The following is a 21,765-nucleotide window of genomic DNA, read 5'->3' as shown; positions in this document are numbered from 1 at the left end:
ATGGATCTGTTGTTACTCATGGCTAAACGCTCATGGCGCGCACTGCTGGTGGCGACCTTGACGGGCCTGATCTGCGGCCTCGCCGCGGCCGGGCTGATCGCCAACATCAACCACAGCCTGACGGTGTTCGATCAGTTGCGTCCGGTGGACGGCCTGTACTTCGGTGGCCTGGTGGTGCTGGTGGCGATATCGCGGGTGATCTCTGATGTCAGCCTGCTGCGCCTGGGCCAGGCGGCAGTCAACGACATGCGCCTGCACCTGAGCGCCAAACTGATCGACACGCCCTACGCGCAGCTGCAACGCCTGGGCAAGCACCGCCTGCTGGCGATGCTGACCGACGATACACAGACCATCAGCCAGGCGGTGGAGCTGGTGCCGATCCTGCTGGTCAACGCCGGGATCATCGCCGCGTGCCTGGCCTACCTGGGCTGGCTGAGCCTGCCGCTGCTCGGCTTGACGATGCTGTTGATCGCCCTGGGCAGCCTCAGCTTCAACTGGCCGCAACGCCGGGCCTTGACTTCGATCTCCCGTGCGCGGGAGCTCAAGGACCAGTTGTTCGACCAGTACCGCCTGCTCACCGACGGCAGCAAGGAACTGCAACTCAACCACCCGCGCCGGCAGCACTTCTTCACACGCCTGCTGATACCGGTGAGCCAGCAGTATCGCCGGGACTTTGTACGGGGCATGAGCATCTACGCCCTGGTGCTGAACTGGGGCAATGCGGTGTTCTATCTGCTGATCGGCGTGGTGCTCTTCGCCGCGCCGCACTTCATCGACCTGAGCGCCAGCCTGGTCACCGGCTATATTCTGGCGATCCTGTACATGATCACGCCGCTGTCGGAACTGATGCACGCCTTGCCTACCCTGGGCCGGGCCAGCGTCGCGCTGAACAAGATCCGCGCCCTGGAAGGCGAAATGCAAACCGCTGAGGAAGCCGTCGGGACGATCTCTCCGACCCAGGTTCGCAGTCTGGTGTGCCGACAGGTCAGCCATACCTACTACCGCGAGCGCGAAGACGGCCATTTCACCCTTGGCCCCATCGACCTGACGTTGAATGCGGGCGAGGTGGTGTTCATCACCGGCGGCAACGGCAGCGGCAAGACCACGCTGGCCTTGTTGCTGACGGGCCTCTACCGGCCGGAAGGCGGCGACATCATGCTCGACGAGCAAGTGTCCTCAAGCAATGACAACCACCACTACCGCCAGCACTTCTCGGCGATCTTCACCGACTTCTGCCTGTTCGAGAACCTGTTCGACGGTGATGATCCGCAACTGGTGAAACAGGCCCAGGACTACCTGATTCACTTGCAGCTGGATCACAAGGTGCACATCGAGGAAGGCAAGTTGACGACGCTGGCGCTGTCCACCGGGCAACGCAAGCGCCTGGCGCTGCTCAGCGCCTACCTGGATGATCGTCCGTGCTATCTGTTCGACGAATGGGCGGCCGACCAGGATCCGGTGTTCAAGCACTTTTTCTACACCCGGATCCTGCCGGACCTGCGCGAGCGCGGCAAACTGCTGATCGTCATTTCCCATGACGATGCCTACTTCGGCCTGGCCGACCGGCTGATTCGTATCGAGCATGGCCAGCTCAGCGAAATCACGCCCCAGGCCGTTGCGAAGACGCCGGCCATGCTGTCCTGAAGCAGTCGATAGACCTGTGGCGAGGGGATTCATCCCCGCTGGGCTGCAAAGCAGCCCCAAAGCCCTGGTACTCGATATCAAGTGGATTGAGTCACCTATGTTGGGGCTGCTGCGCAGCCCAGCGGGGATGAATCCCCTCTCCACAGGTTCATCGTTTTTCTTAAGTGAACAGCATTACCCTCTAACGGGCTCATGCATCTTCATAGATGTAATGCAGGTAGCTCACCTGCTCCGCCAGGGGCAGGCGATGCAGTTTGGGGCAGGACTCGCAGAGCACCGGCGGCTGGCCTTCGACGGGTTCGTGCAGTTGGTAATGCAGGCAGCAATGCCGGCGCAAGGGCAAACACGGGCAGATCTGCGGCGCGGGTGATTCGACCATGCGTTGCAGGCCCCGCAACTTCAGGCGCCCGTCATTCACCGTGACCGGTTCCAGCCACTGGTGCGCCTCGGCGAACCCATCCCGGGACAGGTCGGGGTCCATTCGCGCGAACGCACCATCCCAGATGGCAACCATGTTGCCCCACAGTATCTTCGGCGCCAGCCCTCCGGCGGCGGCCAGGGTCGCGAACAGCGGTGCCAGGTGCTCGTGGACCAACCGCGACCAGTAGGCCGCGCGCTCGTCCTGGCTCAAAGCCGGTAGTCGGCTTGCCAGCCCCAGGGCCGAAGGCTGACCGTCATCGTGCAACAGCACCGCCTCTTCGCCCCAGAAATCGATGGCGCTGTGGCGGGTCAACACACAGGCCAGGGTCGCTGGCAGGACGATGCTCATGTAGTTCATCGACCATTGCGACGCCACGGCGGCGCGATTCACCCCCGGATAACGCAGGGCGAAGCGGGCCAGCAGCGGTTGCAGCACCTCAGGATCGACAAGTCGGCTCAACGCAACGGAGGGCTGCTCGCCAGCCCCCTGCCGGATCACCCGCTGTATCGGCGGCCAGGCCTGGTTGAGCCATTCTGGAAATTCGATGACGGGTCTCCCTTTCCCTATTTAATGCAAACGATTAGCATTGGCTGATCCTATCCTTCCTCATCTGCAAACTCAACGTCGTCAGCGACCGGGCTTACCAAGACCACATGCACACACTCCGCACTTTCTGGCGTCTCGCGCGGCCTTTCTGGACATCCGAGGAAAAGTACCCGGCCCTGTTGCTGCTGTTGGGCACCGTGCTGATGACCCTGTGCCTGGTGGGCATCAACATTCTCAACAATTTCTGGAACCTGCATTTCTACAACGCCTTGCAGGCTCTGGACTATCACGGCTTTCTCGTCGGCAGCCTGCAATTCATCCTGCTGCAGGTCGGCATGGCCGGGTTTACCGTGGGCGCGTTCCACTTCCAGCAGAAGCTGACCATACGCTGGCGCCGTTGGGCCACCCGGAACATGCTCGACCAATGGCTGGGCAGCCAGCGCTACCAGAAGCTGAAACTGACCGAGACCGAAGTCGATAACCCCGACCAGCGGATTGCCGAGGACATCGACCTGTTTATCGTCAAGTCGTTGAAGTTGAGCCTGGGAATGTTGACCTCGGTGGTGTCGCTGTTCTCTTTCCTGAATATTCTCTGGCAGGCTTCGAACCTGGTCAGCGTGCCGTTCGACGACCAGTCGGTGGTCATTCCGGGGCTGCTGGTGTGGATCGCCCTGGTGTATGCGCTGTTGGGCACCGGCCTGGCGTTCTGGCTGGGGCGCGCATTGCCAAGCCTCAATTTCATGCAACAACGGCGTGAAGCGGATTTTCGTTTCTCGCTGATTCGCCTGCGAGAAAACGCCGACTCGGTAGCCCAATACCGTGGTGAGAAGGTGGAGAACGAACGCTTCAATCAACGCCTGGAGGCGGCACTGGAAAACTTCTGGGCACTGGTCAAGAAGCAGAAACTGATCATGGGCTACTCGACCTTTTACCTGCGCAGCGCCACGGTCATTCCCATGTTCATCATGGCACCGCAGTTCTTTGCCGGCGCGTTCCCCTTGGGTCGCCTGACACAGATCAGCGCAGCCTTCGGCGAAGTCCACGCGGCCATCGCCTATCTGGTCAGCGTGTTTCCGGAGCTGTCTGAATGGAAGTCGGTGATCGACCGTTTGAGCGGCTTTCAGGAGCGCCTGGACAACCTCGAGGTGAAGTCCGGGGTCCGGCTCGAACAAAAGGCCAGCGGCCTCGATATCAAGGATCTGGACGTCTGGTTGCCGAACGGCCGCCAATTGTTCAAAGGCTTCAACCTGTCACTCAGGCCAGGCGACAGCCTGATGATCAGTGCACCGTCCGGTTATGGTAAATCGACCCTGCTCGGCACGATCAGCGGGCTTTGGCCCCATGCTCGCGGCACCAGCAGCTATGACCATGAGCGGGCGCTGACCCTGTCGCAAAAACCCTACCTGCCGCTGGGCTGCCTGCGCGAGGCGCTCTGGTACCCCAACCCGCCACGACGCGAAGAAGATGCCGCGCTGCTCCAGGTGATGGCGCAGGTCGGCCTGCAACACCTGGGCGATCAACTGGATGAGGAAAGGGATTGGGCCCAGACCCTCAGCGTCGGCGAGCAGCAACGCTGCGCGTTCGTCCGCGCCCTGCTGGCCCGCCCGACAGTGCTGTTCCTCGACGAGAGCAGCTCGGCACTGGATGCGACCAACGAGCTGCGCTGCTATCAGTTGCTCAAGCAGACGCTGCCGGAGACGATTCTGATCAGCGTCGGGCATAACGCCTCGTTGGAGCACATTCATTGGCAAGTCCTGGAACTCAAGGATGAGGCACGGTGGGTGCATCGCAAGGTCAGGCAAGCAGTGTGAAGCCGTGAAGCCCCGTCAGTATCGAGCGAAAACGCGGGCCAGATAAGACCCCACGGCACCCAGGTTTCTGGCGAATTGCAGGCAAGGCTCGGGATTCAATAGCATGTGAAATTGCGCTTCCAGCCTGCCGAGCAGGAAGTCTCTTTCCCCAGACGTCACATCAGGCTGGATAAACCGCGCCTCGATAGCCGCTCGATAGCCCAGGTACTCCCTTTCAAACCGGCCCCTGGCCAATGCATTGGTCCAAGGCAGCCCTACATACAAGAGGGAGGAAATGCCACACGAAAGAGCGGCATAGGACGTACTCCATACGCCCTGCATCCAGAGCGCAGCCAGGGGCAGTAGCATAATCAAAGGGAGAAGGATCTTGTAACCAGCCGTCATCGGCGGTGCAGACCAGAAGCTCGGGCCATATTTCGGTTTCTTCATCGCTATCGACTCCATGCGGTTGATGTTCCCTGCATGGATACCAGCTTTTCATCGCGCACGCATTCCAAAAGCATGCAGATTCTTTCCACGAATAAACGCCACACGGCAACTCGCCAAACCTCTACTACATTTATCTGAACGATCGGCTTCATGCCAAAGCCAACCGGTTCTCAACCACGACCACAGCGGAGGTGGCTATTGTGCTGAAGAATGCGGCGTTCATATTTATTCTAGGATTGGTGTGCAGTGCAGCCGATGCCTGCGAAGTCTATTTCAACATCGTTGGCGATCCCGACAGCTACGAGTACCGCAGGCTACCCGAATTCATTCGAAACGAGATGAGGCCACGCGTCAAAGGCAGCAGCAATCAGGATCGATATGGGCTTCAGATCCAAAGCCTGTGTTCATCCGCAAGTGAAGAAAAGCCATTGATTGCAACATTCAAAGTCCAACCTAACAACGTCTACCTGAAAGAAATCAATGAGTTGCCGCTGTGCGTGGAGGATGCAACTGGCCGGTGTCTGAAAAACAGCTACGACTACGTCGCTTACGACGGCGGCGCAAAGCTGAAAATCAACGAGGAAGAAGCCCTCAAACAGCTACAAGTACTTTCCGAAATCGATAGCCTGGACGATTTGGGAACGACCGACCAAGCCAAACAGGAAAACATTCATAACGCCGTTCGTTTCTTCGCCATGCTGCTGGCCGAATCAACGCGCTTCGACTACGTTCTGGACGACCTGACGTGCGCCACTGCGTCTGGCTCCGCCCTTCAGTTTGACGATTATTGGAAACTGGTTCACAACTGGGGAAGCATTTCGAAAGCAGTGAAGCTCAAACGCAATGAGGCGGAGAAGCTCAAGGCCCCGGCTACCTATCAAGGCGCGGGCGATCTCTTTGTACCCATCACACGCTCAATGGTGCCCTTCTTCAATGGGTTTCTTCCTTCGGTAGCAAATGATCCCGACTGGAAACCCAGCGACGACGGTAGGAACCTGGTTGTCCCTGAACGGACACCAAGCTGCACCCTGGCCTGGAGTTCTCCAGGTAATGAGCAGGAAGAGCGCGACGAAATATTTTCCTTGCTTGCCATGGCCGTTGTCCTGCAGGACTGGCAAGTCAATAAAGAGGATCGCCGAGGGCACAACATTGGTGGCGTCCTTGTAGACACCGCCCAAAAGCCCATTTTCTATGCACGCAACTCCGTAAGAAAACTGAACGACACGACGCAACATGGAGAAGTCCGACTCATTCAGAACTATCTGAAATGCGGCAAGGGAAAACGTAACGCCGCGAGCCTGACGGTCTATACGACATTGGAGCCGTGCGCCATGTGTACGGGGATGATGACCATGGCCGAAGTAAAACGCGTCGTTTACGTTCAGCAAGATCCTGGATTTGGAAAAGCGAGAGAAGCACTCCAGCGAATCAATTACCCACGAATCTACACGCAAGACACGGTCCTTGGGCTACCCCAGAAAACGGCTATCGAACGCGGCTACGAACAATACCTTTCGTCAGGGAAAAAAAGCCTGACGGATTATTTGCTCACCGACGAAGCGCATCAGGTCTTTGAGTCGGCGTTGGCGAGCCTGAAAGCTTATACCGTCAAATACCCCGGTAACGCAGCGGTTCTGAATGACGCCCGCTCTTACCTGAACACAGTAGAAACCGAAACGGTTGGAGAAGCCGTTCAAGCCCGATGCCCGGCGTCCTCGACTTGAAAGAGCAACGCCAACCAGCACATGGTCCGCATGCGAACGAATTGAACCTGCCCGTATCTCGTTGAGCTACCGTCGGGCTGGCGACGTTTCAGATCCGGTCACGGCGCCCAGTTCAAACCCCGCCCGTCGTCACTGCCCTTTGAACCCGAAACAAAGTCATCATCACCCCGCTCACTCCTTCTCGCTCAACATCCCTATAGCCTCATACGGCGTCTGCAGATCACGCTCGGGAATCTCCCAGATCAGCAGCTTGGGGGGCGTATCCCGAAAAGCCGGGTTGCTGAAGTACTGATTGGCGCCACCGGAGAATTCGCCACCGTCCTTGGCGAAGCTTCCCACCGGTGCTCCCAGTGCCAGTTCGAGAAAACCCACGAAGTTGGAATTGCGCGAGAACGAGGTGCCAATCAGCGCGACATTGGGCAGGCCTTCGTCGCCAAACAGATCATCGAGGTTGTCGCCGCCGTCCTGGGCAGCTTGCGGCTGCTCGCTGACTTGGGTGGCCGCGACGGTTTCCACCGTGGGTTGCCAGCTCAGCGGCAGCCAGTCGATGCCGGCCAGGTGCACGAGGTCACCTGCACGCAAGGCCGCCGGGTTGGTGAGGGTTACAAAGGTCTTTTGTGGCGTGGCGTGAATGCCCATCGCCTGTACCTGGTGCGCAATCGCCCGGGCCGCCGCGTTGGAGCCGATCTCGCTCCAGTGTGTGTCGGTACGCAGGTAAGCCGATGCGCCCAACGGCTGCAGTGTCGGCGCAAGGTTCAGCGCCGATACTCCCGCCTGGTTCAGTGTGGTGGTCCACTCCTCTGCCCGCCGGGCCAGTTCGGCCGGGCGATCCAGGCCACACAACTGCTCGGCAGCAATACGGCTCTTGTCCGGCACCACCGCCACGAGCAATTGAATGCCACGTTGGCTCAGCCGTCGTTGTACGTCGATCACTGCCTGCGCCTTGGCCTCGGCGTTGGCCCGGGCGTGGTGGTTGATGCGCATCTCATCGGTCAGAAACAGCCAGCCCTGACAGCCCGGACGAACCCGGGGCCCGGTGTCATGGAACAGCAGCCAACTGGCGCCGCGCTCCAGATTAGCGGCCTGTTCGGGAAACCAGGCGTTGGACAGCTGCTTGGCGATACGGTGGGTGACGTCGCCATGCATCGCCGCATCGCGGGTCAGGTTGGGCGGCAGCATTTGCACCTTGCCGCTGACCAGCAGCCAGCCACAGGAAATCAAGCCGACACCGAGCAAGCCGATCAGTGAGTAGCCGCAGACTTTGCTGGTTCGGGTGACCAGGTCGCTGGGGGGCGGTGGTGCGCTGGGTGGAGACTTCTTTGGCGTCGTCATCAGAATTGAAAGTACAGGAAAGGCACGGCTTCACGGCTGGCGATCAGAGCGAACGACAGCAGGAAACCGGCTACGGGCCAAAAGGCGACAGCCAATGCATACAACGCATTGCCCGCCATTCGTCTTTCAAAACGTACCTGCCAGATCGGCAGGATCACGCACACCACGCCCAGCACCGCCGCCAGGCCCTGCACCGGCCGCAACGTCACCGCCAGCGCATCGCCGAGGGCAAACCCGTGCAGGCCGAACTGCCCGGCGTACAGGGTCATGGCCGAATGGAAATCCGGGGCACGGAACAGTGTCCACGCCAGGCACACGAACAATAGCGTCAGCACATGCGCCAATACACGCGGGACAGCAGGCAGGCTTGAGCGCGACCACGCCCGGTCGACACACAACGCCACGCCATGGGCCGAACCCCACAGCAAGTAGTTCCAACTATCGCCGCCATGCCACAGTCCGGCAATGGCCATGGTCAGGAACAGGTTGCGATAGGTTTTCCAGACGCCGTGACGGTTACCGCCCAGGCCGATGTACAGGTAATCGCGCAACCAACTGGAGAGCGACAAGTGCCAACGCCGCCAGAAATCCTGGATGCTGCTGGCAAGGTACGGCCGGTTGAAGTTTTCCGGGAAGTGAAAGCCCAGCATCAGCCCCAGGCCGATCGCCATGGCGCTGTACCCGGCAAAGTCGAAGAACAACTGCAGCGAGTACGCCAGGCAACCAATCCATGCGTCCACGAATGAGGGGTTTTCCAGATGGAAGGCCACGTCCACCAACGGCGACAGGGTGTCGGCCACCAACACCTTCATGCACATGCCGACCATGAAGCGGCGTGCCCCCAGGGCGAAGTTCTGCCAGTTGAACCAGCGCTCCACCAGCTCACGGCGGACCCAGTCATAACGAATAATCGGACCGGCAATCGAGTGGCCGAACATGGAAATGTAGGTGGCGTAGTTGATGAAACTGCGCTCCACCGGAACCGTGTGGCGATGCACGTCCACCAGGTAGGAAATCGCCTGCAACACGATAAACGACAGACCGGCCGGCAACGCAACCTTCTGCCACTCAAGCGGCATGGCGCCATAGTGGGCCATCAGATCGCTCCATGTGCCGGCGAGGATGTTCGCGTATTTGTACCAGCACAGCACAGCGGTATTGAACACGATCAACGCGATCAGCAGCCGCAAGCGCCCACGGGAGTCCTCGCGGGAACGGTCGACCAGCAGGCCGCCGACCCAGGCAACGATGGTCAGCACGACGTGCAACGACAGGAACAGCGGGCTCAGCCAGCCGTAGAACAGCCAGCTGCCCGCCAGCAGCACCCGGTTGCGCCAGCCGTGGGGAACCAGGGCGTAGATCAACAGGAAGGCAGGCAGGAAAAGCGTCAGGAACTCGAGCGAGGCGAAAACCATGGCGACAGCGCAATCCGATCAGTGGGACAACGTGTCCGTGGCGACCAGGAGTCGGGGTCCGGTGGCGGTCGGCAACAGCAATACGCTGTAGCGCTCGCCCGCCTTCAGCTCACCCAGGTCCAGCGCCGGGCCGACATTGGCATTGGCGCAGACCAGTTGCACGGACAGCTTCACCGGGTTGATCGAGCGACGTTGCAGGTTGCCTTCGGCTACGCCTTTGAACAGATCGGCGGTGCGACCTGCGGGGCGCAGACTGGCATCGACGCAACTGCTGTCCAGGTTGAAGAAGCCCAGCGAGGCCTTGAGGCCGTTGAAGTCGTCCGGGATGTCATGCACGGTCACTTGCCTGAGCCCCTTGCTATCCGGAAGCGCGACCACCGTCGCGAACTCGCCGGGCTCGGCTTTGACGTCCAGCGCCAGGCGCTGCTGGCCGCTGACCAGGGTGCCCTTGATGGCGCTGCTGGCCGTGACCGGGAAAAACAGCGACGCAGGCTGCGCCGCGTCCAGGGTCAGCGGCGGTTGGCCTTCCTGGGCTATGACCTGCATCGGCTCTGAGCCGCCGTTGACGAAGCGAATGAACGCGGCATCTTCGGCTGGACCGGTCGGGTACAACGGGATGTCCGCCGCCACCACGCTCAAGCTCGACAGCAGTAGCCCGGCAGCACTCAAGACCTTGGCGGTTTTCATTTCTTCGCCCCTTTGTTGCTCAGCGCTTCAGGCGGCAGCTTGCCCAGTGCATTGCCGATTGCACTGCCCCAGGCCTTGTAACCTGCGACCGTGAAATGCTGGCCGTCGGTGGTGACCCATTGGCCCGGCTTGGAGAAGGTCAGCGAATCGATATAGGTGCAAGGCGCAACGTTACTGGCCAGGAATTGCGACATCAGTTGGGTACGCGGATCATTTTTCTGGTACATGCCGCCCGCCTTGCCCCACGCCGGGCCGACCCAGGCACATTTGGTGCCGGTGGCGGCGATGGCCTTGGTCAGGCTGGTCACGCTCTGCCAGGCCCAGGCCTTGGGAAACGCCGGTTTGTCGTAGGACGCCATGGTATCGCCGATGACCAGTACGACCAGGTCGGGCTTGTCCTTGGCGATCAGCTCGGCGATAGGCGTGGTGGTCGCATCACGGCCCTTGATCTCGATCTTGGCGGTGCCTTTTTGCTCGGCGCCACAATCGACTTTCTTGGTGATCAACCAGTCACCGGCGCTGGCGCCACAGGCGCCGATGGAATGAACGATCGCTCCCTGGCGGGTGAGATCGGCGTTGAGCGGCTCCATCAGGTGGTCCGCAAGGCTCATATGGCTTTCGCCGAGCACCAGAAGGGTCAGGCCGGCAAGGGCAGAGGCAGGCATAGATATCTCCGGGAGTCAGTTCGAATAAGGTGAGCGGTAAGGGCTGACCGGTAGCGCCATCGGGCTGCCCGTCATGTCCTCGAACATGTAGCGCGCATACAGGCCACCATTGAATTGCTGATAGTCACTGGCGTTATCCATGCCGATCGTTGCACCAAGGAAGAAGCGCGAACCGAACTTGTACTCGCCGGCTGCCGCCAGGCTGTAACCCACGCCGGTTTTGCTCTGTCCTGAGTAGCGCGAGTCGTTGGCCGCCTGGCGGTCACTGTCGTTCGGGAAGAAATCGGCGCCATCCTGCTGGAAGTGCTGGATGCCCACCGAACTCTTGACCTGATAGGTAAAGCGATCGGTGCGCTGTTGCCAGGTCACCGGCACGCCCAGGGCGAAATAGCTCTGTGGGCTGAAGTAGCCGCCATGCCCATACGTGAAGAAGTCCTGGTTGTTTTCGTAGCCCAGCGCAGTGGCGCTCAGGCCAACGGTAAGCGAGTGGTCCTGCGTGTTGTCCAGATACCAGTAGACACCACCGCCCAGCTCACCCCGGGTGTTGGACTCGACATTGTGGCCCAGCAGTTCGTGCACCGAGCCATAACCGTATGCACCTACCTGCGAGTCGTCGTAGCTCAGTTCGCCACGCACACCATTGGCGGTGACCCCGCCCCACGATCCACCGCCAGGACGCTTGTCGGTGGTGCCTGCAAACGACGTCAGGCTGTCGGTGATCGCGCGACGGGAAGCCACGACCCGATAACGAACGTTGGCGTTGCTATCCAATGGGCGATCGACACTCACGCCCCCCACCGCCGTTGTGTACTTGAAACCGATCGGCGTGGTGCCGACATCGGCCTTGATGCCTTCATCGGGACGCTCGTACGCTACCCCAAGGCCGACGCCCTCGGCGCGTTGTGAACCGATACCGGAGGTTGTGCTCGAGCCGCTGCCGAAACGACTGGCGGCCTCACCCTTCACACTGCCGGCAGTGAGCGCTACGGGGGTAATGCGCACGGCGATGCGGTTGTCGCCGGCCGGCACGTTCACTTCGAACGGCGTTTCAACGTCAGTCAGTTTGCTCAGGCCCGATTCGCTGTTGTTGCTGCGAACGCTCACCCCTTGGGCAACGTAACCGCTGCGCTCCTGAAGAATTCCATTGAGCGCGCGCTGGGCGGAGCTTGTCGAATCGACGACGGTCAGTACCGTTCGAGGTTGCGACTGTGCATTGAAGGGATTGCTCTGGGCGACCGCGCCCCCCCGCACGGAGGCCGCTTGACCGCTGTTTCGCGGCTGGCCTGGGTAGGCATCGGCAGGCACGCCATCGGCACTGGCGAGCATGACACCGCCGTTGAGAATGGTCTCCGCCGGCGGTGGAATGGCCGACGCCGGGCCACGCAAAACCTGCCGACGCTGCCCCGCTCCGCCAGCGAATGGGTTCGCCGCCACGCTCATCGCGCCAGGCTGGGCGGCCAGGCTGCGTTGCTTCTCGGTCTGCTCGATGGCTACCGCTTTACGCAGCACGTCAGTCGCCTTGCCACTGTTGCCCATCGCCCGGTAGATGCGCGCGACCTCAGTCAATGATTGCGGATCGTAGTCCTGCAACGCCATGAACTGTTGCAACGCATTTTCCGCATAGCTGTTGTCGTGGGCGAGCACAGCAGCATCGGCCGCGTTCAACAATACCAACGGGTCGTTCGGGTTGCGCTTGAGCAGAGGCTTGTAAAGGTCGAATGCCTTGGCGTTGTCACCGTTGGCGGTGTACATCCTGGCCAGGGCCGAAGTGGCGGCGACATCACCCGGACGCTGGGCCAACGCCGGCGCCAACGTGTCGTAGGCCGCGGCCAGGTCACCACCCTCGCGCAACCGGTCAGCCTGACGGATACGGTACAGGTACAACACATCGTCATAACGCTTGCGGGTCGCGACGCTCAACGGCTGGTTCTGCAAGCTGTTCAGGATGGAGTTGACCTGGGCATCGTCCCCCGTCTTGAGCAGCAAGGATGCGTATTGCAACATCAGGTCGGCCGACGGCGCGCTGCCTTGTGCCAACAACGAACGCATCATTGACAGCGCCTGCTCGACATCCCCGGCATCGACATAGGCCGAAGCCAGCGTTGCCGTGCGCTCAGGGCTGCGAGCGGCCATCGGTTGCAAGCGATCCAGCAAGGCCAGGGCCTCCTGACGCTGCCCGCGTTTGGCCATGGCCGCCGCCAGATTGATCTGCGTGGTCAAGGTGATCCGATCCGCCAGATCGTTCATGTCAGCGGTGCGGCGGTCGACAGGAATCCGGTTGACGGTGGCCTGGGCGTCTTTCCACTGCTCCATTTCCACCGACAGCAAGGCGCTGGTATACAGCGCATCGACGTTGTTCGGGTGGTTTTTGAGAAAGGCGTCGATCAGATCTCGGGCCTTTTTCGATTCGCCGGTTTTCAGGTACAGGCGCGCGAGGCTGAAGCGCGTCCAGACGTTGTCCGGGTCGCTGTTCACTGCGTCGGCCAGCGCGCTCTGGGCTCCGCGGATATCACCACGCTGCTCGGCCACACCAGCCATCTGGGTGGAGCGCAAAGCACGCAACTGGCCGGTGTCGCCGAGCTTGGCCTGTTCAGCGGCAGGCAGGCTGTCCAGCAGGCTCAAGGCCTCATCGGCCTGCCCGGTTTGCGACAACACATTGACCAGGCCACGTATGGCCTGTGGGTTGCCAGGCTGGCTCGCCAGTACCTGACGGTAGCTGGTGGCTGCGCTGTCGAACTGGCCGGCCTGGGCCTGGATGTCGGCCAGGGTAAGACGAGCGTCGACGCCATTGGGGTTCAAGCGCATGGCCTGGGCGACGGCCTCGGTTGCCTTGGCGGTCTGCCCTTTGGCCTGCAGTTCGCGACCCTGTTGCAACAGCGCCCAATAGCGGACACCGTTCAGTGCGGTTTTCCAGCGGGTGCCACCGGTGTTGATCGCACGGGTCAGCAGTTGCTCGGCTTCCGAGAAACGCCCCTGTTGCTGACGGACCACACCCAGCCCGCCCAGGGCATCGCTATCATCCGGTCGCACCTTGAGGCGCGCCTGGAACGCCTTCTCAGCGCCGACCTGATCGCCCATCTCCAAGGCGTGCAACCCGCTCGCCACCAAGGGATCCTGCTGCCAGGTGGAACCTGCGTTGGTGGCCGCTTTTTGCCGCCCCTTGTTCATCTGGTCACGGATTTCCTGATCGTCCGGGTGAACCTTCAGGAACTCTTCGAACAGCGGCACCTGGGCAGCATTCGGCGGGCCGATCCAGACCAGCGCCAGGCGCCAGCTTTCATCGGCATCGCCGGCAATTTCCACGCGCTTGGTCAGTCTGGCGAGCACGCGGGCGCCTTCGGCACGGCTGTCTTCGTGACGAATCAGTTGCTTGCCATAGAACAGTGCCAGGATCGCGTCATCGGGAGTCTCACGCAGCAGGCGCTCCATGCCCTTGCGCGCTTCGGCCCAACCGTCGGCATTGAAGGCCAGGTTGTTGTAGTACTCACGCCCGACGGTGCCTTCAGGGGTCAGGCCATTGAACATCCGGCGAAACATCTCGGTCGCCTTGTCGCGCTCACCTGCGTCGACCAGTCGACGGGCCTCATCCAGGCGCGTCTTGTTGTCCGGCTTGGCCAGCGCAATGTCCTGCTCCAGTTGGCGAGCCAACCAGGGCTGCGGCGACAGTGCTTGCAGGCGCGCCAGATATTCCTGGGCCTGTTGCGGTTTGTTCTGCTTGACGCCGATCAATCCCATGCCATAGAGGGCATCGACCTGATTCGGATCGAGGCGCAGGACCTTTTGCCAGATTTCGGCGGAGCGCGACGCATTCGAACGGGCTTGCCAGTACTGACCCTGTTCAACCAATTGAGCCTGGATGTCCGTGCCTTCGGCATGAACACCGGAGGCAATCAGCGCGGTAAAAACTGCAACAGCTAGCGTAGAGCGGCGCGGGCGCATGACGTCTCCCAGGACAAAGTGAGCGTTCCGTCATCACGGAACTGGTAACGCTTCTCTGCCCAACCCAACCCGAACAGGCTTAGCATGACGTTGTAATAGAGAGGATCGGCACCTTGGTCGCTGCCTTTAGCGAACGCCGCAGCAATACTGTCCTGAGCGCGACGTTGCTGTTGCTCGGCCAACCAGGGGTGGCCCTTGGCGATGAAATACGGCACCAGCGCCGCCGAATAACCGAACGGCCCCGTGCCATCGACTGCACCGGAAACCACCTGGGCTTTTTCTGGCGGGAGACCGCTAGACGCGGTGCTTTGGAGCATGCCATCCAGCACTTCCAGAAGTTTTGGATAAGCTGAATCGGTCTTGGGTGTCATCCCCGCCCACAGGTAAACGCGGATCGCGTCGTAACTGCCCAATCCGCCCTTGATCGGATCGATCACGAACAGCCCGGACTGCGCGGAAGTCCCCCGATAGCCCACCCAATCCGCGATATAGCCCCTGGGGCTGGCACTGCGGATCAGCTTGACGGTGTTGTCCGCAATTTCTTTCCATGGCCCCTTCGGTTGCTCTTTGGCCAGGCGCAGGAGCAACGGCCGAGGCAGATAGCTCGGATTCAGGCGCCACAGATGGTCTGGCTGGACAAAACCTTCGGGGCCCGGCAGCAGCATTTTGCCGAGGCCCGGCAACGTGACGACCAGCTTCGATTCAATGGTCTTGAGCAACTGCAGCGCATCGACACGGTACTCGGGACGCTGCCACAGCCGCGCGGCTTCGAGCAGCGAGTAGACGATCCACAGGTCGGCATCGGACGCCGAGTTAGCATCCTGAAGCTGCCAGCGCCCGTCCTTGCCCTGCCCCCACAGCCAACCAGGCAGGCGGGCCGCGGGGTCCGAGCCGAGCAGATTGGCGCGGGTCCACGCCCACAGGTGCTCGAAGCGCGCCTGATCGTTACCGATCAACGCGAAGAGCATGCCGTAGGACTGCCCTTCCGAGGTGCTGTGGTTGGCCTCCATGCTGGAAGACAACATCCGGCCATCGTCCTGGACGTAGCGAGTGGCCCAGGATTCCCACAAAGGCCAATCCCGGGCGCCACAGGCCGATTCCGTTGCGAACGACGGCAGGCACGTCAATGACACGAGAGAGGCCAGCATGGCGCAGGCAGTACTGCGCAGCCAACCGCAGGACAGAACGCGACGCACGTTCATCGATACGGTCTCACGCTCAGACACTCAGTCGCTTCCTGGCTTTGGAACGCAGCCCCAGATAGGCCAGGCCGCTCAGCAACAGAACACCCAGTGCCGTCATCAGTAACGTCAAGCCCACATGGCGCGACATCAGCCACTGCACGTACTTGAACGGCGACAGGCTGCCGACGAAATACTGCTCGTCAGACACCAGCGGCTCGATGGTCTTGCCACGGATGACTACCAGGCTGCCCTGAATGGCACCGGCGTCCTGGTCCGTACGGCTCAATGCCTCAGTCGCCTGGGCCAGACCGACGGCATCCCCCCCGGCAATGACCACGACACTGCGGCCATTCTTGAGCGGCGATTCGAAACCGGTCAGGTAGGTGTTTGGCCGGCCGCCGGAAAACGCCATGGCCAGACGGCTTTTGCGCAGGTTCGCTTCAGGATCGGAACTGAGCCAGTCCCGTACGCGCAGGGTCAGATCAGACACTTCGAAACGTTGCTGCTGGCCGGTACCGGCCGCCGGCAGACGATCCGCCCACTGGGTCAGCAAAGGCTGGTTCGCGCCGGATGCCATCACCAGCAGGTCCTTGTCGGCAAAGGCCGGGGCCTGTGCCGCCTGGATGACCGTTACACCGGTGGCGGGATAACCGGTGGACTCACCGAAGCGGCCCAGCACGCTCAGGTAAGCGCTGACGTCACCCATCCCGGCGTTGTCCGGCAGCACCACCGCGGTCTGGGACAGGTCGGCCATGCGCGTGAACGGGAAGCCGGCGTCCTTGAACACCCCCAGGTTGGGCATGGCCATGAAATGGTCGTAATCGGTCAGGTCCAGCGTCGACTCAGGGTCGATGCTGCCGCGCATATTGTCGATGATGATGTCGCGGCACTCACCCTCCTTGATGTAATCGTACATATAGCGCAATTGCAGCCGCGACTTCAGTGCAACGGAATTGAGCGGCAGCAACACGCGCATGTCACGCACCAGGGCCTCGTCCTTGATCGCGCTCAACAGGCTCTTGTCCAGACGTTCGAGCGAAGGCAGGGTTTCAGACTTGATCAGGCCATCGTTGAAGCTGACGATGAAGGATGAATTGACTGATTTGGGCTGCGGCGTATAGCGATACCTGAGGTTCAGCGGCGCGCCATCCTGGTGCCAGTTGAACAGATCCGGCGGGAAGTTCAGCGGTACGGTAATGTCGCCCGGGTTGTACCCGGAAACGTTCAGTTGCTTGCTCGCAATCAGCTCACCCAACTTGACCGGGCGGTCGGTGGGCAGCCAGTTCGGTGCATCGTAAGGCTTGCGCGGCTTGATTACATCGAGCTGGTTGATGACCACGGTGCTGCCCGACAGCGCCTGGCCACCGACCGATAACGCGATGGCGGCCAGCTTGAGCTCTTCGCTGTTGCGACCCGACACCACCAGCAACTTGCCGTTGGCGTCGTTCGGGTTGGTCAGGATGCTCAGCGTCGGCCCCTTTGGCGCAGGAATCGACAATTCCCCCACCTGTGCAGGTGCATCGCCGCTGAGCACAATCACACCGTTGCCCTGGGCGGGCAGCGTATTGAGCTGGGCCCGGAAGGTTGCCCCGCGATAGCTCGCCAGGGCACCGAACCAGGACGACAGCACGCCCGCGGCCTCGAGGGTGCCGTTGTCCGGCGCGGCGCTGAAGATGATCGGCAGATCCAGGAGGCGGGCATCGCGCCGATCAAAGAACGGCACGGGCATCAGCGAAAGATCGTTCGGCAATGCCAGCGGCGAAGTCTGGATCTGCAACGAAGAGTCATTGCTGACCTTGGCCCACAGGCTTGAGTGCTGAGGATCCTCACAGCTCATGGTGTAGTGGCCGATGAACTGCACGCTCAGGCGATTGAACTCGGTGATCAACTGCGGGGGAATCTCCACCGTTTGCTTTTGCAGCGTGCCGGCGTTCTCCTTGGGCAGCGGCACACTCGCCGCCACTTCGTCGTTGACCATGATATTGATCTGGGACAGATCGGGCAGCAGCGCCGGTGAATAGCTGTATTGCAGCGTCAGATGCGCACCGGTCACAACCTGATCGGCCCGCACGTCAAAGTTGACGCTATCGGTCGCTTCGACGCCATGCAGGTTCATCGGATAGGCACGCCCCAACTGCTTGAGGGTCAGGGTGTAGCCATCGCTAGTGTCCGCCGGCGCGGTATCGGCGAAAGCCGCGCCACCACTCAAAGCCAGCAACGTTGAAGCCAGAATGACCAGCGAGCGCCTGTTTTCGCGTTGGCCTACGCCTGAGGAATGCTTCACGTTCATTGCTTGTCCATGAGGTTTTCGAGTGGTTGGGAAGACGGCCGGCGGGCAGAGAGGAATTTTTGCAACTCAGCGAGGGTGGCCTTGAACAATTCGTAGATCCCCCCCATGCCGATGAAGGCGACGTCGCGCAATGCAGCCAAGGGGGTGTCCACCTGCCGACCACCCCAGGTCGACGCCCAGGTGTCCGCGCGCGAGAAGGTCAGGCGCACCAGTTCACTTTGCTGACGCAGGCTCAGCGGATCGAACTGAGCCCCCAGGAGACCGCCGCGACTGAACATCACGGTCCCCGGGAACACACTGGCCTGCTGGTTGCGGAACAACGTCATGCGCAGGCGTTCGCCCTGGGCGATGTCAACGCCATCCGGCAGACGGAAACCGAGGCCCTTCTGGGAGAAGTCCTGGGTGATGCCGTCGAACGTGCGTCCATCCGCCAGCTCAATGCGCACCGGCAGTTCGGCGGCGACACGCGGCTCGCTGCGTACCTGGCGCGTTTCACTGGCCACGGCCACCGATGCACTGGTAATGATGACGTTGTAGAGCGTCCACGCCATGTTGATGAGGATCGTGGTCATCGCGCCCTCCTCGCCCTGGCACAACTGCCAGAGCCCGAAGGCAATGCCCGCGACGTTGAGGGTCAACAGCACAATGTAGGGACGCGCCAGTTTCCACTCGAAAAACTTGCGATCGATGATCCCGCCCTTGTCGGTCACGTTGAAACCGCCAAACCTGGGGTTCACCAGGGCCATGAGCACCGGCCCCATGATGTACCAGGCCAGTACCGTCTCGTAGACCTCGTTCCAGAACGAGTGCCGGAAACGGCCCTGGATCCGTGAGTTGGTCAGGCTGGCATGCAGGATGTGCGGCAACACGTAAGCGGTGATCATCAACGCCGAGGCATGGAAAATCTGCGCGCCGAAAAACAGATAGGCCAGGGGTGCCGTCAGGAATGCGAGACGCGGCAGACCATAGAAGAAGTGCAACATGGCGTTGAGGTAGCACAGCCGCTGCCCCAGCTTCAGACCGCGTCCCATCAACGGATTGTCGGTGCGGAAGATCTGCGCCATGCCGCGTGCCCAGCGGATACGCTGGCTGATATGGCGCGAAAGACTTTCGGTAGCCAGGCCTGCGGCCTGCGGAATAGCCAGGTAGGCGGTGTTGTAGCCGGCACGGTTCATCTTCAGCGCGGTGTGAGCATCCTCGGTCACGGTTTCCACCGCGACGCCCCCCACTTCCATCAGCGCGGTACGGCGCATCACGGCGCAGGAACCGCAGAAGAACGTCGCGTTCCACAAGTCGTTGCCGTCCTGGACCAGGCCATAGAACAGCTCGCCTTCGTTCGGGACGGAGCGGAACGTGTTGAGGTTCTTCTCGAACGGGTCCGGCGAAAAGAAGAAGTGCGGCGTCTGCAGCATTGCCAGTTTTGGATCCTTGAGGAACCAGCCGACGCAGATTTGCAGGAAAGAACGGGTTGGCACGTGGTCGGCGTCGAAGAACGCGACGAACTCTCCCTCCGTGACTTTCAGTGCTTCATTGAGGTTGCCGGCCTTGGCATGACGATTGTTGTCACGGGCCAGATAATTCACGCCAATGCTGTCGCAGAAGATCCGGAAATCTTCACGCCGCCCGTCGTCGAGCACGTGTACACGCAGTTTGTCCTTCGGCCAGTCGATCGCCTGGGCGGCGAAGATCGTCACCTTCACGATATCCAGCGCTTCGTTGTACGTCGGAATGAACACGTCCACCACCGGCCATTCGGAAGGCGGCGCGCTCATCAACACCGGTTGGCGCCGCAGTGGCCAGGCGGTTTGCAGGTAACCGAAGATCAGTACGACCAGCGCATAGAGTTCCGCCGCCAGCAAGCCATAGCCGAACAGTATGTCGAGCCAGTCGTCGAAGCCCAGGGTCGATGTGATCCGCCAGTACATGTAGCGCAGCGAAGCCGTCAGCGACAGACCGATCAACAGCACCACCGGGAACCGGCCGGATTGTTTGCGCAGTATCAGCGCGGCGACAAAACAGCCTGCTGCGAAATAGCACTGTGATTGGAGGTCGAAAGGCACCGTGATAATGAACAGCGCCAATAGAATCGAGATCAGCAGGACACCGATCTGCACGGTGCGACGCACCCCACGGGAAAGGCTCTCGAACCCGTCGGCCAGCGTTTGGGCCCAGTGTTGCAGGCGGCCGGGAACTTCATGTTGCTCGTTGGACTGGCTCATGATGCGCGACTACCCGCCAATGCAGAGGTCCGGACAGGTGATTTCAGCGCATCGGCAATGGCCAGGACTGCCTGCCGTGCAGACGAGTCTTCGTCTTCCAGCAATGGGTTGACGCCAAAGGCGAGCCCTTCGCTGATGGCGTGATCGAGCGGCAGGACACCGACCAGTTGTTTGCCGAAACGGCGCTTGAGCACTTCCAGCATGTCCTGGCAGAACGTGCGCGAGGCATCGAACTGGTTGACGACATAGTGACAGTCACGACGCCTGGTCTGATGGGTACGGCCTTCGAGCAATCGATCGATCGGGCCCAGCGTCATGAACGAAGCCGGGTCCGGCGTGATGACGACGATCACCTGATCGGCGACATCGAGCACCTGTTCCAGATACAGGGTGCGGCCAGGGGGGGTGTCGAGAATCACCACATCATCAGCCGCCAGGTCCATGCGCGCCAACTGCCGCGCCAACCAATGGGCGTCATCCTCAAGGAAACGCTCGAGCGCGCGACGCTCCTGCCCGGAGACCGGGCCAAAAGGCAAAACGCGCGTTCCGCCAATGCCATCGAGCAGCAAGCCGCTCCAGCACTCGCCGGTCAGGCTGGCGCTGGCCATGCCTGCGACATCCGGACTGACACCCAGGTGGTATTGCAAAGCGTTCTGCGGATCCAGATCGATGGCCAGCCTGCTTCCCTTGGCACCCAGCGCGCCCGCCAGCGCCGCACAGAGCGTACTTTTGCCCACGCCACCTTTTGGCGACACCACCGCGATGACCCGAGCCGGGGTGACCGCCGCAGAGCCATTCGGGATCGACCGGCGTAACGCTTCCTCATTCTGCGCACGCGCCTCGGCCATGCGCTCGAGCGCAACCTCAGCCAACAGGGAACGCAAGGAACACGCACTGGCGGGGACTGAAACAGGTTCGCAGAGCGAATCGTCGACCGATGCGCTCTCAAGCAAATCATCCAGCACCGGCTCGACTCGTCGGTCCAGCGGATGAACTGTCGTCGCCACTGTGGCAGGCTGAAGGTCCGAGTTCTCGACCGGCTGAGGTGGAACAGCCACTGTCGAATTTTCCGTGCCCACGGGAATGGCAGCTGCAGCAGCTACCGGAGGCTCGGGCAATTCCTTGTAATTAAAGGAATTCTCCATCTCGATATAGCTGGCCGCACTCTCTCCGAACCTGCTCATCAGGTTATCAATATCATTTGTCCGATTCATAAGCCCTTCACGGCGAGGGTAAGAAGCATTCGGGCTCGTATAACGGCAAACGACTGCATTCGCATGGCCAAATGATATCGTCAACTTTTTGGAGACAACAAGCGTTTTTATTGGATCCAATCAATGTCAAGACGGGCGGTCGCCAAATTTTTGGCGACAGTTTTTTTGCAGGCTCAATTCATCGCGCCTGGCGACCGCAGGGGACTTTGCGTTGCGCAAACTCAAGTGGCACAACGCTGTTGTGC

General features: G+C 61.0%; 14 protein-coding genes. 3 read left to right on the top strand and 11 right to left on the bottom strand.

The window, feature by feature from the left end; genetic code table 11:
- On the top strand, positions 1-1,644 hold the full coding sequence (locus tag QZH45_RS13010; protein WP_024776301.1) for a cyclic peptide export ABC transporter: 1,644 nt from the start codon (positions 1-3) through the stop codon (positions 1,642-1,644).
- Positions 1,645-1,834: 190 nt separating this feature from the next.
- Here QZH45_RS13010 and fhuF read toward each other — a convergent pair whose 3' ends face one another.
- A complete protein-coding gene (fhuF, locus tag QZH45_RS13005; RefSeq protein WP_024776302.1) occupies positions 1,835-2,524 on the bottom strand; it encodes a siderophore-iron reductase FhuF in 690 nt (229 codons plus the stop codon).
- Between the two features lie 194 nt (positions 2,525-2,718).
- Between fhuF and QZH45_RS13000 the strand changes: the two genes are divergently transcribed.
- The gene (locus QZH45_RS13000) at positions 2,719-4,422 is read left to right on the top strand and encodes an ABC transporter ATP-binding protein/permease (protein WP_024776303.1); all 1,704 of its coding nucleotides are present in this window, start codon (positions 2,719-2,721) and stop codon (positions 4,420-4,422) included.
- A gap of 15 nt (positions 4,423-4,437) precedes the next feature.
- Here QZH45_RS13000 and QZH45_RS12995 read toward each other — a convergent pair whose 3' ends face one another.
- Entirely contained in the window at positions 4,438-4,851 is a 414-nt protein-coding gene (locus tag QZH45_RS12995; protein WP_024776304.1) for a hypothetical protein, read from the bottom strand.
- A 200-nt stretch (positions 4,852-5,051) separates the two neighbouring features.
- Between QZH45_RS12995 and QZH45_RS12990 the strand changes: the two genes are divergently transcribed.
- The gene (locus QZH45_RS12990) at positions 5,052-6,575 is read left to right on the top strand and encodes a nucleoside deaminase (protein WP_024776305.1); all 1,524 of its coding nucleotides are present in this window, start codon (positions 5,052-5,054) and stop codon (positions 6,573-6,575) included.
- Between the two features lie 171 nt (positions 6,576-6,746).
- Here the strand turns inward: QZH45_RS12990 and QZH45_RS12985 are convergent, their stop codons facing one another.
- The 9 genes from QZH45_RS12985 to bcsQ are packed head-to-tail and all read right to left on the bottom strand — an operon-like array spanning position 6,747 to position 21,640.
- Positions 6,747-7,907, bottom strand: coding sequence for an alginate O-acetyltransferase AlgX-related protein (locus QZH45_RS12985; protein ID WP_024776306.1), 1,161 nt, complete (start codon positions 7,905-7,907; stop codon positions 6,747-6,749).
- The gene (locus QZH45_RS12980; RefSeq protein ID WP_024776307.1) at positions 7,907-9,322 is read right to left on the bottom strand and encodes an MBOAT family O-acyltransferase; all 1,416 of its coding nucleotides are present in this window, start codon (positions 9,320-9,322) and stop codon (positions 7,907-7,909) included. Before QZH45_RS12980 ends, QZH45_RS12985 begins: the two co-directional genes overlap by 1 nt.
- A gap of 18 nt (positions 9,323-9,340) precedes the next feature.
- Positions 9,341-10,009 (bottom strand): alginate O-acetyltransferase AlgF, encoded by a 669-nt coding sequence (locus QZH45_RS12975; RefSeq protein ID WP_055135413.1) that lies wholly within the window; start codon positions 10,007-10,009, stop codon positions 9,341-9,343.
- Complete coding sequence (locus QZH45_RS12970) at positions 10,006-10,674, bottom strand: SGNH/GDSL hydrolase family protein (RefSeq protein WP_024776309.1); 669 nt, start codon at positions 10,672-10,674, stop codon at positions 10,006-10,008. Before QZH45_RS12970 ends, QZH45_RS12975 begins: the two co-directional genes overlap by 4 nt.
- Before the next feature lie 15 nt (positions 10,675-10,689).
- Positions 10,690-14,613, bottom strand: a complete 3,924-nt coding sequence (locus QZH45_RS12965; protein WP_055135414.1) for a cellulose synthase subunit BcsC-related outer membrane protein — start codon at positions 14,611-14,613, stop codon at positions 10,690-10,692.
- Positions 14,589-15,815, bottom strand: a complete 1,227-nt coding sequence (bcsZ, locus tag QZH45_RS12960) for a cellulose synthase complex periplasmic endoglucanase BcsZ (RefSeq protein ID WP_055135415.1) — start codon at positions 15,813-15,815, stop codon at positions 14,589-14,591. Before bcsZ ends, QZH45_RS12965 begins: the two co-directional genes overlap by 25 nt.
- 16 nt (positions 15,816-15,831) lie before the next feature.
- On the bottom strand, positions 15,832-18,087 hold the full coding sequence (gene bcsB, locus QZH45_RS12955) for a cellulose biosynthesis cyclic di-GMP-binding regulatory protein BcsB (RefSeq protein WP_055135416.1): 2,256 nt from the start codon (positions 18,085-18,087) through the stop codon (positions 15,832-15,834).
- Positions 18,084-20,306: a UDP-forming cellulose synthase catalytic subunit gene (bcsA, locus tag QZH45_RS12950; protein WP_081036518.1), complete on the bottom strand. Its 2,223-nt coding sequence runs from the start codon at positions 20,304-20,306 to the stop codon at positions 18,084-18,086. Before bcsA ends, bcsB begins: the two co-directional genes overlap by 4 nt.
- Positions 20,303-21,640 carry a cellulose biosynthesis protein BcsQ gene (gene bcsQ, locus QZH45_RS12945; protein ID WP_237140476.1) on the bottom strand — a complete coding sequence of 446 codons (1,338 nt, stop codon included), beginning with the start codon at positions 21,638-21,640 and terminating at the stop codon, positions 20,303-20,305. Before bcsQ ends, bcsA begins: the two co-directional genes overlap by 4 nt.
- Positions 21,641-21,765 lie beyond the last annotated feature (125 nt).

The sequence above is a fragment of the Pseudomonas corrugata genome (assembly GCF_050920615.1).
In the GTDB taxonomy this organism is placed as follows: domain Bacteria; phylum Pseudomonadota; class Gammaproteobacteria; order Pseudomonadales; family Pseudomonadaceae; genus Aquipseudomonas; species Aquipseudomonas corrugata.
Note: the sequence above shows the minus strand (reverse complement) of the source record. Positions and strands in the feature narration are given on the sequence as shown.